The sequence below is a fragment of the Pseudomonas sp. I3-I5 genome (genome assembly GCF_022699445.1).
Lineage (GTDB): Bacteria > Pseudomonadota > Gammaproteobacteria > Pseudomonadales > Pseudomonadaceae > Aquipseudomonas > Aquipseudomonas fulva.
The window spans coordinates 1,371,291-1,383,542 of the sequence record NZ_CP093940.1 but is presented as its reverse complement, the minus strand read 5'-3'; the positions used below and the strand labels follow the sequence as shown (position 1 = coordinate 1,383,542).

The 12,252-nt window shown below is 62.8% G+C and carries 12 protein-coding genes and 4 tRNA genes; 2 read left to right on the top strand and 14 right to left on the bottom strand.

Going from position 1 to position 12,252, the window contains the following annotated elements; all coding sequences use genetic code 11:
- Window positions 1–81: 81 nt before the first annotated feature.
- Window positions 82–774 carry a 3-oxoacid CoA-transferase subunit A gene (locus MOP87_RS06225; protein ID WP_028688139.1) on the top strand — a complete coding sequence of 231 codons (693 nt, stop codon included), beginning with the start codon at window positions 82–84 and terminating at the stop codon, window positions 772–774.
- Between the two features lie 9 nt (window positions 775–783).
- A complete protein-coding gene (locus MOP87_RS06220; protein ID WP_242810249.1) occupies window positions 784–1,443 on the top strand; it encodes a 3-oxoacid CoA-transferase subunit B in 660 nt (219 codons plus the stop codon).
- A gap of 49 nt (window positions 1,444–1,492) precedes the next feature.
- Here the strand turns inward: MOP87_RS06220 and MOP87_RS06215 are convergent, their stop codons facing one another.
- The 14 genes from MOP87_RS06215 to truA all read right to left on the bottom strand — a co-directional run bounded on the left by MOP87_RS06215 (window position 1,493) and on the right by truA (window position 12,252).
- Window positions 1,493–2,386, bottom strand: coding sequence for a DUF2242 domain-containing protein (locus MOP87_RS06215; RefSeq protein WP_242810248.1), 894 nt, complete (start codon window positions 2,384–2,386; stop codon window positions 1,493–1,495).
- A gap of 196 nt (window positions 2,387–2,582) precedes the next feature.
- Window positions 2,583–2,659, bottom strand: a tRNA-Asp gene (locus MOP87_RS06210).
- Window positions 2,660–2,791: 132 nt separating this feature from the next.
- Window positions 2,792–2,868 (bottom strand) — tRNA-Asp (locus MOP87_RS06205).
- 98 nt (window positions 2,869–2,966) lie between these two features.
- Window positions 2,967–3,043: transfer RNA gene (locus MOP87_RS06200), tRNA-Asp, on the bottom strand.
- Window positions 3,044–3,109: 66 nt separating this feature from the next.
- A tRNA-Val gene (locus MOP87_RS06195) sits at window positions 3,110–3,185 on the bottom strand.
- A gap of 208 nt (window positions 3,186–3,393) precedes the next feature.
- Window positions 3,394–4,167: an SDR family oxidoreductase gene (locus MOP87_RS06190; protein WP_145280848.1), complete on the bottom strand. Its 774-nt coding sequence runs from the start codon at window positions 4,165–4,167 to the stop codon at window positions 3,394–3,396.
- Window positions 4,164–5,375 carry an O-succinylhomoserine sulfhydrylase gene (locus tag MOP87_RS06185; RefSeq protein ID WP_027916499.1) on the bottom strand — a complete coding sequence of 404 codons (1,212 nt, stop codon included), beginning with the start codon at window positions 5,373–5,375 and terminating at the stop codon, window positions 4,164–4,166. The genes MOP87_RS06190 and MOP87_RS06185 overlap by 4 nt, the downstream gene beginning before the upstream one ends.
- Before the next feature lie 17 nt (window positions 5,376–5,392).
- Window positions 5,393–6,898 carry an amidophosphoribosyltransferase gene (purF, locus tag MOP87_RS06180; RefSeq protein WP_023535974.1) on the bottom strand — a complete coding sequence of 502 codons (1,506 nt, stop codon included), beginning with the start codon at window positions 6,896–6,898 and terminating at the stop codon, window positions 5,393–5,395.
- A 42-nt stretch (window positions 6,899–6,940) separates the two neighbouring features.
- Window positions 6,941–7,498, bottom strand: coding sequence for a CvpA family protein (locus MOP87_RS06175; RefSeq protein WP_027916498.1), 558 nt, complete (start codon window positions 7,496–7,498; stop codon window positions 6,941–6,943).
- A 158-nt stretch (window positions 7,499–7,656) separates the two neighbouring features.
- Window positions 7,657–8,313 (bottom strand): SPOR domain-containing protein, encoded by a 657-nt coding sequence (locus MOP87_RS06170; protein WP_028688136.1) that lies wholly within the window; start codon window positions 8,311–8,313, stop codon window positions 7,657–7,659.
- Window positions 8,297–9,604 (bottom strand): bifunctional tetrahydrofolate synthase/dihydrofolate synthase, encoded by a 1,308-nt coding sequence (gene folC / locus MOP87_RS06165; protein ID WP_242810247.1) that lies wholly within the window; start codon window positions 9,602–9,604, stop codon window positions 8,297–8,299. Before folC ends, MOP87_RS06170 begins: the two co-directional genes overlap by 17 nt.
- A complete protein-coding gene (gene accD / locus MOP87_RS06160) occupies window positions 9,604–10,497 on the bottom strand; it encodes an acetyl-CoA carboxylase, carboxyltransferase subunit beta (protein ID WP_023535975.1) in 894 nt (297 codons plus the stop codon). Before accD ends, folC begins: the two co-directional genes overlap by 1 nt.
- A gap of 221 nt (window positions 10,498–10,718) precedes the next feature.
- Window positions 10,719–11,339 carry a phosphoribosylanthranilate isomerase gene (locus MOP87_RS06155; protein ID WP_027916495.1) on the bottom strand — a complete coding sequence of 207 codons (621 nt, stop codon included), beginning with the start codon at window positions 11,337–11,339 and terminating at the stop codon, window positions 10,719–10,721.
- Between the two features lie 58 nt (window positions 11,340–11,397).
- Window positions 11,398–12,252: a tRNA pseudouridine(38-40) synthase TruA gene (truA, locus tag MOP87_RS06150; RefSeq protein ID WP_242810246.1), complete on the bottom strand. Its 855-nt coding sequence runs from the start codon at window positions 12,250–12,252 to the stop codon at window positions 11,398–11,400.

The window sequence follows — 12,252 nt, the reverse complement described above, 5'->3', positions numbered from 1 at the left end:
CCCATCAAACGCCAGTCAGTGCTCGAAGTATGGTGCACTGCACAGGTGGCGTTTTTTACAAGCATCGACGGGAGCTACGCCTTGATCGACAAGACCCACGCAACCATTGCCAGCGCCGTGGCGGGCATCACCGATGGCTCGACCCTGCTGATCGGCGGTTTCGGTACGGCCGGCATGCCCTCTGAACTCATCGACGGGTTGATCGCCACCGGTGCACGCGACCTGACCATCATCAGCAACAATGCTGGCAACGGCGACACTGGCCTTGCTGCATTGCTCAAGGCCGAACGTGTGCGCAAGATCATCTGTTCGTTCCCGCGCCAATCGGACTCGTACGTTTTCGACGCCCTGTACCGGGCTGGCAAGATCGAGCTGGAGGTCGTACCGCAAGGCAACCTGGCCGAGCGCATTCGCGCAGCAGGCTCTGGCATCGGCGCCTTCTTTTCACCTACCGGCTATGGCACCTTGCTCGCCGAAGGCAAGGAAACGCGGGAGATCGACGGCCGCCAGTACGTACTGGAGATGCCGTTGCACGCCGATTTCGCCTTGATCAAGGCTCACAAGGGTGATCGCTGGGGCAACCTGATCTACCGCAAGGCCGCCCGCAACTTCGGGCCGATCATGGCCATGGCTGCCAAGACCGCCATCGTCCAGGTCGACCAGATCGTCGCGCTGGGTGAGCTGGACCCGGAGCATATCGTCACGCCGGGCATCTTCGTGCAACGCGTGGTAGCGGCCCCCGCCGCCGCTCATCAGACCACCCACCCATTCTGAGGCCTGGCCATGACCATCAACCAACGACTCTCGCGTACCGCCATGGCCCAGCGTGTTGCCGCCGACATTGAGGAAGGTGCCTACGTCAACCTGGGCATCGGCGCCCCCACACTGGTCGCCAACTACCTGGGCGACAAGGAAGTGTTCCTGCACAGTGAAAATGGAGTGCTGGGCATGGGACCCAGCCCTGCGCCAGGCGAGGAAGACGACGACTTGATCAATGCTGGCAAGCAGCACGTGACCCTGCTGAACGGTGGTGCCTATTTCCACCACGCCGATTCATTTTCGATGATGCGCGGTGGGCATCTGGACATCGCCGTGCTCGGTGCTTTTCAGGTTTCGGTGAACGGCGACCTGGCTAACTGGCACACCGGCGCCGAGGGGTCGATCCCCGCGGTGGGCGGCGCGATGGACCTGGCCACCGGCGCCCGGCAAGTGTTCGTGATGATGGACCACCTGACCAAAACCGGCGAAAGCAAATTGGTGAGCGAATGCACCTACCCTCTGACGGGCATCGGGTGCGTGAGCCGCATCTACACGGACCTCGCGGTACTGGACGTAACGCCGGCAGGGCTCGAAGTGGTCGAGATTTGCGCGGCCATCACCTTCCAAACGCTGCAGGCGCTCAGTGGCGTACCGCTGATCGACCGGTCCGTCAAACCTCGCTAGCGCCTGGCCGATTTGACGCCCGAAGCGTGGCGGCGCCGGCTTTGCGGCCTCATGGGGTAGAGGGCTGGCCCTGTGTAGCCGTTTGATCCTGCGGGGCTGGCACGGCCGGCTGCACCTCGATGGGCGCCGCATCGGCCGGGGGCGCAACGGGCTGCGAGCTCAATTCATCCCCACTGTCAGGTGTCTGGAGAGCCTGCTGGCTAGGCGCGACGGCCGCGGGCGATGCACCGTCCTTGGGCGCAGTGTCTGACTCAGCCGGTGCAGGTGCAGGTGCAGGTGCAGGTGCAGCCTCGACCGGGAGTGGCGCTGGGTTTGCCGCCGCCTGCTCCGGCAAGCCCAGTTCCACCGCAGGCTTCTCAGCCTTGGGCGCGGGTTGTTCAGCTTTGGGCTGGCTCAAGGATTGGGCCTTGGGCTTGGTCTTGGGCAGGTAACTTTCCACCAACGCGAAGTAGCGGTCGTAAAACTGCGCGGCGGTGACTGTCTCACTGGCCACTTTCACCATGGAGTCATCGCTCGAGCCAATCGGCATCGACACCGACCCCAGCACCCCTACTCCCAGGCTTGCCGATGTATTGGACTTCTTCAGGGCATAGCGGTCCTGCAGGGCGTTGGCGAACATGGTCGAGTGCTGCTCGTCGCTCGCATCGGGCGCACACGTGACATTGAAGCTGATCTGCAGGTGGTTATCGCTGTTTTGCTGGAAACTCTTGTTGCCGACCACCTGGTTCGGGCCGCTGCTGGTGATGATATAGCCCTGGCTGAGCAGCGCACGGCGTGCGGCTTCGCAGGAGTTGGCATCACCTACGGGAAAGCTGCGCGAGAACGTGCCTGAGTCGTCGAAGTTCTCATGCTCGTACACCGCAGGTTTCTTGGACGCACAACCGCTCGACACGGCCAACAGGGCGGCCAGCACGAGCGCACCAGAAACGGAAGATCTTGTCATCGAGGGTTCCGGGTATTTCAAGAAGGTGCCTATTGTGCAACACAGCAGCCAGGTACAGGAACCGCTGGTCGGTGAAGTACCCGCAAGGTTTCATGCAGGCGGCAAGGTCAATACGGCAAACGCCAAAAACGCAAAAAGCGACCCGAAGGTCGCTTTCGCGTAGCGCCAAGGTGTTCAAAGGCCCTTGGTGCGAAGATGGCGCAGCGGACGGGACTCGAACCCGCGACCCCCGGCGTGACAGGCCGGTATTCTAACCGACTGAACTACCGCTGCGTATCATTCAGGCTTGCGCCCGATTGAAACTTGGGTCTACCCACCAGACAGCCTGGGGGAAGGCATGAAAAACGGCTCAATGACCATTCGTCATGGTTGCCTCAAGGTGTTCTAGGGACCTTGATGCGAAGATGGCGCAGCGGACGGGACTCGAACCCGCGACCCCCGGCGTGACAGGCCGGTATTCTAACCGACTGAACTACCGCTGCGTATCGTTCAGGCTTGCGCCCGATTGAAACTGGGTCAGCCCAAGGCGCTCGACCTTGTGGCTTCAGACCGGTGACAAGCACCCATCTGTTAATCAAAATGGCGCAGCGGACGGGACTCGAACCCGCGACCCCCGGCGTGACAGGCCGGTATTCTAACCGACTGAACTACCGCTGCGCAGTGCATTCCTCTCTGGCTGTCAGCTTCTTGCAAAGCTTTGAGCGTCAGGAACATCTCAGGAAGTGGTGGGTGATGACGGGATCGAACCGCCGACCCTCTGCTTGTAAGGCAGATGCTCTCCCGGCTGAGCTAATCACCCTCGCGATGTTGCTTGTTGCGTTTGCTTCGCTGAGGCCGCGAAATTTACGCAGGTGACGACGCTAAGTCAATAGCCCTGTTGAGTTTTTTTCCAAGTCGCCGGTGCCCAGTGCAAAGCCGAGCACATCCTGATTCAGACCCAAGCCAAGCCTGGACATGAAAAAGGGACCTTGCGGTCCCCTCCTCTGCCTACCTGCCCACGAGGGCCTTCAGGTGTAGATCATCTTGCGGGTCATACCGCCGTCGACCACGAACTCCTGACCGGTCACGAACGCTGCCTGCCGGGACAGCAGCCAGGCGACCATGGCTGCAACGTCCTCGACGGTGCCCACGCGACCGGTGGGGTGCTGGGCGTGGTCGGCATCGCTCAAGGGCTCGGCACGGCGCTGGGAGGGATCTCGGGCATCAATCCACCCCGGGCTCACGGCGTTGACACGAATCTCCGGGCCCAGGCTGATGGCCAGCGCATGGGTCAGTGCCACCAGGCCCCCTTTGCTGGCGGCATAAGCTTCAGTGTCAGGCTCGGACTGCCGCGCCCGCGTGGACGTCAGGTTGACGATGGCGCCATTGTGCGCGCGCAGGTAAGGCGCACAGTGCTTGGCCAGCAGCATCGGGCCATTGAGATTGACTGCCAGCACACGATTCCATTGAGCCAGGCTCAGGCTTTCAAGCGTCTGGCTGTGGGGGTTGGCAATCGCAGCATTGCACACCAGCGCGTCAAGCCTGCCGAATTGCCCGAGCACCTCGGACACCCCGGCACTGACTTGGGACTCGTCTGCTACATCGATGGTGATGAACCAGGCATTGTCCCCCAGTGCCTTGGCCGCTTTCGCCCCCCGCTGGCGGTCGAGGTCACTGAGCACCACCTGCCAACCTTCGCAGATCAGCCAGGCGGCAATACCAAGTCCAATACCGCGCGCGGCACCGGTGACCAAAGCGACCCGGCCGTTATGGCCGGGCGTATTGAGGCCAATTTCGATCACAATGCCGCCAGTCCACGCGCCAGATCAGCCTGTAGATCCGCCACGTCTTCCAAGCCCACAGCGACACGAATCAGGCTGTCGCGGATGCCGGCAGCCGCACGCTCCTGCGGCGTCAAGCGGCCATGGGAGGTGGTGGCCGGGTGAGCGATGGTGGTCTTGCTGTCACCCAGGTTGGTGGTGATCGAGACGACCCGGGTAGCATCGATGAAGCGCCAGGCCCCTTCCTTGCCGCCCTTGACCTCAAAGCTCACTACAGCGCCGAAGCCACTCATCTGGCGCTTGGCCAATTCGTGCTGCGGATGGCTCGGCAGGCCGGCGTAATGCACTTTTTCGATGCCGTCCTGCTGCTCCAGCCACTGCGCCAGCGCCTGAGCACTCTCGCAGTGTGCGCGCATACGCAGGCGCAGCGTCTCCAGGCCCTTGGTGAATACCCAGGCGTTGAAGGGGCTGAGCGTCGGGCCCGCCGTGCGCAGGAAACCGACCACTTCCTTCATCTGTTCGGCGCGGCCCGCCACTGCACCGCCCATGCAACGGCCTTGGCCATCGATGAACTTGGTTGCGGAGTGGAAGACGATGTCGGCACCGAGCTTGAGCGGTTGCTGCAAGGCCGGTGTGCTGAAGCAGTTGTCCACCACCAGCATGGCCCCACGGGCATGGGCGATTTCGCTGAGCGCAGCAATATCGACCAATTCGGCCAGTGGGTTGGAAGGCGACTCGACGATCAGCAGCTTGGTATTGGCCTGGATGGCCTGCTCCCAGCCAGCAAGATCGACCAACGGCACGTAGTCCACCTGCAAGCCGAAGCGCTTGAAGTACTTCTCGAACAGGCTGATGGTCGACCCGAACACGCTCTGAGACACCAGTACATGATCGCCTGCACTGCACAGCGACATGACGACGGCCAGAATCGACGCCATGCCAGTGGAGGTGGCCACGGCCTGCTCGGCACCTTCCATTGCCGCCAGGCGCTCTTCGAATGCCCGTACGGTCGGGTTGGTATAGCGCGAATAGACATTGCCTGGGGTTTCACCGGCAAAGCGCGCAGCCGCATCGGCAGCCGTACGGAATACGTAGCTGGAGGTCAGGAACAGCGCTTCGCTGTGCTCGGCCTCCGGTGAACGGCACTGACCGGCGCGCACTGCCAGGGTGTCGAAGCCGACACCCTCCAGGTCGCTGTCCAGTCGCCCGGCATCCCATTGATCGGTCATGCCATCGCTCCCTGAAATCAGTTGTTGTAGAGGTCGATGATTGCGCTGACTGCCTGGGTCTTGACCTTGGCCAGGTCATTGCGGGCCTGCTCGATACGGTCAAGGTAGGCTTCATCGATATCGCCAGTGACATACTCACCGTTGAATACCGCGCAATCGAAATGCTCGATCTTGATCTTGCCGCCACCGACCGAATCGATCAGGTCAGGCAGGTCCTGATAGACCAGCCAATCAGCGCCGATCAACTCGGCCACCTGCTCGGTGGTACGGTTGTGGGCGATCAGTTCGTGAGCGCTCGGCATGTCGATGCCGTAGACGTTGGGGTAGCGCACTGCAGGTGCTGCGGAGCAGAAATAGACATTCTTGGCGCCGGCCTCGCGCGCCATCTGGATGATCTGCTTGCAGGTGGTGCCGCGCACGATCGAATCGTCAACCAGCATGACGTTCTTGCCACGGAACTCAAGCTCGATGGCATTGAGTTTCTGGCGCACGGACTTCTTGCGGGCAGCCTGGCCCGGCATGATGAAGGTGCGGCCGATGTAGCGGTTCTTGACGAAGCCTTCGCGGAATTTCACGCCCAGGTGGTTAGCCAACTCAAGCGCGGCAGTGCGGCTGGTGTCCGGGATAGGGATGACCACGTCGATGCCATGATCCGGGCGCTCGCGCTGAATCTTGTCGGCGAGCTTCTCGCCCATGCGCAGACGCGCCTTGTACACCGAGACACCGTCCATGATCGAGTCCGGGCGGGCCAGGTAGACGTGTTCGAAAATGCAGGGTTGCAGTTTCGGGGCCTGGGCACACTGCTTGGTGTACAGCTGGCCTTCTTCGGTGATGTACACCGCTTCACCTGGCGCCAGGTCGCGAATCAGGGTGAACCCGAGCACGTCGAGCGCAACGCTTTCCGACGCGATCATGTACTCCACACCTTCGTCGGTGTGGCGCTGACCGAAGACGACCGGACGGATACCGTTGGGGTCGCGGAAACCGACGATGCCGTAGCCCGTGATCATGGCAACGACGGCGTAACCGCCGACGCAGCGGCTGTGCACATGGGAGACCGCGGCGAACACGTCCTCCTCGGTAGGCTGCAGCTTGCCGCGCACGGCCAGCTCATGAGCGAATACGTTGAGCAGCACCTCGGAATCGGAGTTGGTGTTGACGTGACGCAGGTCCGACTCGTAGATCTCCTTGGCCAACTGCTCGACGTTGGTGAGGTTGCCGTTGTGAGCCAGGGTGATGCCGTATGGCGAGTTGACGTAGAACGGCTGGGCCTCGGCGGAGGTCGAGCTGCCGGCTGTCGGGTAGCGCACATGGCCGATGCCGATGCTCCCCACCAGGCGTTGCATGTGGCGCTGCTGGAACACATCGCGCACCAGGCCATTATCCTTGCGCAGGAACAACCGGCCGTCATGGCTGGTCACGATACCGGCAGCGTCCTGGCCGCGGTGCTGGAGGACCGTAAGCGCGTCATACAGCGCCTGATTGACGTTCGACTTACCGACGATACCGACGATGCCACACATGCGACGCAACCCCTACTTTGATGAAACTTGAGTGAATAGCGCTCAAGGCCGGGTCGGCCCGAGCAGCTGCTCCTTGAACGGAAGATCGGCCGGTGTGCTGATCGCTCCGTTGGACATCCATTGGCTGGTGAAGCCCACGACCAGGTTTTTGGACCAGTCGGCTACCAGTAGAAACCGTGGGATCAGGCGAGACTCCTGCCACCACGCGTCTTGTTGAACCGGCCCCAGGCTCAGCAGCCCGAGTGCCACGACCACCAGCAGGCCGCCCCTGGCGGCGCCGAAGACCATGCCCAGAAAACGATCGGTGCCCGATAGGCCGGTAACACGGATCAGTTCGCCGATGAGAAAGTTGAGCATCGCCCCCACCAGCAAGGTGGCGACAAACAAGATACCGCAGCCGGCGATCACACGCATGGAGGGCGTCTGAATATAGCTCTCCAGGTACACCGAGAGCGAGCCACCGAACATCCACGCCACCGCACCGGCAATGATCCAGATGAGCAAGGACAGGGCTTCCTTGACGAAGCCGCGTTTGAGACTGATCAGTGTGGAGATGGCGATGATCGCGATGATCGCCCAATCAACCAGGGTAAATGCCACGGTGCTGCCTGCAGATCGTTGAGGCGGCGGATTTTACCAGAGCGACGAGGGCTTGGGTAAGCGGAATGTCAGTGGATCGCCCAGCCAGGACAGCAAGCCTGCTGGGCACCGCCAATATGCTCGCTGACTAGGACGGGACGGCAATGCCGCCCTCTCCTTCAGCTGCGTTCCGGCTGGAAGCGCACGACGAAGCCTTTGAGGCTGTTTTGGCGGTTGATGGCATCGCGGGTACGCTCGGCGTCGGCACGCTCGATCAGCGGGCCGACATACACCCGATTCATGCCACCGGCTGCGCGGATATAGGCGTTGTAGCCCTGGCTACGCAGGGTCTGCTGCAGCTTCTCGGCGCCTGCCCGGTTGGACAGGCTCGCCAATTGAATCGACCAACTGACCGGCAGGCCGTTGGCGTCCAGTTTGGACGGCGCGCCGGCCTTGGTCGACGTTGCTGCTGGCGCAGAAGCGGCCGGCGCCTTGGGCTCTACCTTGGCCACGGCCGGCGGAGCAGGTTGGGCCTGCTGGGCCTGCGGCGACGGCGTGATGGGCTGGCTGGGCGCACGCGCTGGCGCGGACGACTCGTCTACCACCACCGGCGCCGGATCCGCTTGCTCTGGCAAGGCCTGGGGTTCGGGCACGGCAACAGGGTCGACCTTTACCTCAGGCACCGACGGTGCAACAGGCGCCTGAGGGGCATCGACGTGCACCTCACGCATTTCATCCTGCCGCGAAAACAGCATTGGCAGGAAAATCACCGCCAGCGCGACCAGCACCAGCGCACCGATCATGCGCTGCTTCATTCCTTTATCCAGCACTGCCATCTATCCCACCCTCCTGGGGATGCCGCTGCAACCATTCCAGCGCCTGAGCGACACAGAAAAACGAACCGAACAGCAGGATCTGATCATCTGCCGTGGCGTTCGCGCACTGCCCCTCCAGGGCAGCGTCGACGCTGGCATAAGACTTCACCGTGGCGCCGAGGTTCGTCAGGGTCTGTGCCAATTCAGCAGCAGGCCGACTACGCGGGGTGGCAAGCGGTGTGACGGCCCACTCATCGACCAGGGCCTGCAAGGGCGCGATCACACCCTCGAGGTCCTTGTCGCACAGCAAGCCGAACACGGCCAGACGCCGGCCAGCCAGTGGCCTGGATGCCAGACGCCGGGCCAGGTACTGAGCTGCATGTGGGTTGTGCCCGACATCCAGCAGCAGCTCGACCGCAGCGCCACGCCAGTGGATCACGCGCCGATCGAGGCGACCCGTGATGCGCGTATCGACCAGTGCCTGGCGCAGCTGCGCAGGACGCCAGGGCAAGCCGCTCAGCAGGTAGGCCTGCAGGGCCAAGGCGGCGTTTTCCATGGGCAGATCCAGCACGGGCAGGTCCATCAAGACGACTTTTTCACCTTCGCCGGATGTGCCGTGCCAGCTCCAGCCATGCTCGGCCACCTGAAGGTCGAAGTCGCGGCCCCGCAACCGCAGCGGAGCTGCCAGTTCGCTGGCCTTGTCGAGCAACGGCTGGGGCGGATCGAGGTCTCCACAGAGCGCGGGCTTGCCGGCACGGAAGATACCTGCCTTCTCGAAAGCCACCTGCTCGCGGGTATCGCCCAGGTAATCGATGTGATCGACCCCGATGCTGGTCACGAGCGCGATGTCGGCGTCCACGACATTCACCGTGTCCAGCCGCCCACCCAGCCCGACTTCCAGCACCACCGCATCGAGCTGCGAACGCTCGAACAGCCAGAACGCCGCCAGGGTACCCATCTCGAAATAGGTCAGGGAGATTTCGCCGCGCGCCGCCTCGACCGCTGCGAACGCCTCGCACAACTGCGCATCGCTGGCTTCAACGCCGTCGATGAGCACGCGCTCGTTGTAGCGCAGCAGGTGCGGCGAACTGTACACGCCGACCCTCAGCCCCTGTGTGCGCAGCAGCGAAGCGAGGAACGCGCAAGTCGAACCCTTGCCGTTGGTGCCCGTTACTGTCACCACACGCGGGGCAAGCTTGCCCAGTGCCAGGCGCGCCAGCACCGCTTGCGAACGCTCCAGCCCCATGTCGATGGCAGAGGGGTGCAGCTGCTCGAGATAGGCGAGCCACTCGCCAAGGGTCCGTTGGGTCATCACGCGACAGCAGCCGCCTCGAGGGCCTCGACCGGGGTCTGCTGGCCGGTCATCTGGGCCAGCAGGCGCGCCAGCCGTGGACGCAGGTCGCCCCGGGAGATGATCAGGTCGATGGCACCGTGCTCCAGCAAGAATTCGCTACGCTGGAAGCCTTCAGGCAACTTCTCGCGTACGGTCTGCTCGATGACGCGTGGGCCGGCAAAGCCGATCAGGGCCTTGGGCTCGCCAACGATGACGTCGCCCAGCATCGCCAGGCTGGCGGACACGCCGCCGTAGACGGGGTCGGTCAGTACCGAGATGAACGGGATGCCTTCTTCACGCAGACGCGCCAGCACCGCAGAGGTCTTGGCCATCTGCATCAGCGAGATCAGCGCTTCCTGCATGCGGGCACCCCCGGAAGCCGAGAAACACACCATCGGGCAGCGATGTTCCAGGGCATAGTTGGCTGCGCGCACGAAACGCTCGCCGACGATGGCACCCATGGAGCCGCCCATGAAGGAAAATTCAAACGCGCTGACCACGATCGGCATGCCCATCAGGGTGCCGCTCATGGAGATCAGGGCGTCTTTTTCACCGGTCTGCTTCTGCGCGCCGGTCAGACGGTCCTTGTACTTCTTGCCGTCGCGGAACTTCAGCCGGTCGACCGGCTCAAGGTCGGCGCCCAGCTCGGCACGGCCCTCGGCATCCAGGAAGATATCGATGCGTGCACGTGCGCCGATGCGCATGTGGTGGTTGCACTTGGGGCATACGTCCAGGGTCTTTTCCAGCTCCGGACGGTACAGCACGGCCTCACAGGACGGGCATTTGTGCCACAGGCCTTCAGGTACCGAGCTCTTCTTCACCTCGGAACGCATGATGGAAGGGATCAGTTTGTCGACTAACCAGTTGCTCATGCTTTCTTTCTCCAGTATCGGCGGGAGGGGACCAGCGTAGCCGGCCTGCCCTGCCCTTTTGAGCTCAAATGCTTATGAAACGTAGGTGATGCGGCAACCCGGGTTCATCACCCCTGCCGCACCACCCTGAACAATTCGGTTGACCGCCCCACGCAGGGCCGGCTGGCCCATGGGGCTGAGATAGCTATGGACGATGGCGCGCTGCCTGCCGTCACATCTGCTCAAGCCTGTTTCACCGCGCGTACGAATGCTTCGATCCTGGCCGCGTCCTTGATGCCCTTGGCCTGCTCGACACCGCCGCTGACATCGACCGCGTACGGGCGCACCTGGGCGATCGCCTGCCCGACGTTGTCCGCCGACAGACCACCGGCCAGAATGATCGGCTTGCCCAGGCCGGCAGGCACCAGTGACCAGTCGAACGCTTCGCCCGTGCCTCCAGGGATACCCGGCACGAAGGTGTCCAACAGGATGCCGGATGCGTCGGCATATTGCCGGCACGCAAGCTTCAGGTCGTCACCCGGACGTACCCGCAAGGCCTTGATCCACGGCCGGTGATGGCCTGCGCAATCGTGCGGGGTTTCATCACCATGGAACTGCAAGAGGTCCAGTGGCACCGCTTCGAGTATTTCACTCAGCTCGCAACGCGTGGCATTGACGAACAACCCGACCGTGGTCACGAAGGGCGGCAGCTCGGCAATGATGGCGCGTGCCTGCTGTACGGTCACGGCACGCGGGCTCTTGGCATAGAAGACCAGCCCGATGGCATCGGCGCCAGCCTCGGCAGCCGCCAGTGCGTCTTCGATGCGGGTGATCCCGCAGATTTTACTGCGAACGATGCTCATGGACAGCAACCTGTTTGCGTGGTCAAAGGCGGAATCTTAGCAAATGGCGCTTCGTGCGTCAGTCAGCCAATGCGTCGTAGCCCGTCAGAAAGTGCGGGCCAATGTAACGCTCGGGCAGCGCAAAGGCCCCCGGGTACTCCACCTGGACCAGATAAAGCCCATAGGGGTGGGCCGTGACGCCACCTTCGCGGCGGTCCCGCCCCTCGAGCACCTGACGCGCCCACTCCACCGGCCGTTCGCCCGCGCCGATAGCCATCAGCACGCCGGCGATGTTGCGTACCATGTGATGCAGGAACGCGGTAGCCCGGATATCCAGCACGATCATCTGCCCGTGACGGGTAACCCGCAGGTGATAGATGTGCTTGATCGGCGACTTGGCCTGGCATTGGCTAGCGCGGAACGCGCTGAAATCATGGGTGCCAAGCAGGCTCGAAGCGGCCTGCGCCATGCGCTCGATGTCCAGCGGACGATGATTCCAGGTCACCTCCTCGGCCAGGTGAGCAGGCCGAATCGGATCGTTGTAGATCACGTAGCGATAGCGCCTGGCACAGGCCTTGAAGCGCGCATGGAAATCGGCTGGCATGGGCTTGGACCATACGACGCTGATGTCATGGGGCAGGTTGAAATTAGTGCCCATGGTCCAGGCGCGTTCGTCACGCACCGCATGGGTGTCGAAATGCACGACCTGCCCACAGCCATGTACGCCTGCATCGGTACGGCCGGCGCAGACGACTGAAATGGGCTCGTTGGCCACTTTGGAAAGTGCCTGTTCCAAGGCTTGCTGAACACTGGGCACGCCGCTGGCCTGGCGTTGCCAGCCGCGGTAGCGGGCGCCCTTGTATTCCACACCCAAGGCGATACGCGTGCAGCCTTCGGCAGCGGATTCGGCCGAGGCGGTGTCGATGATGTCCAA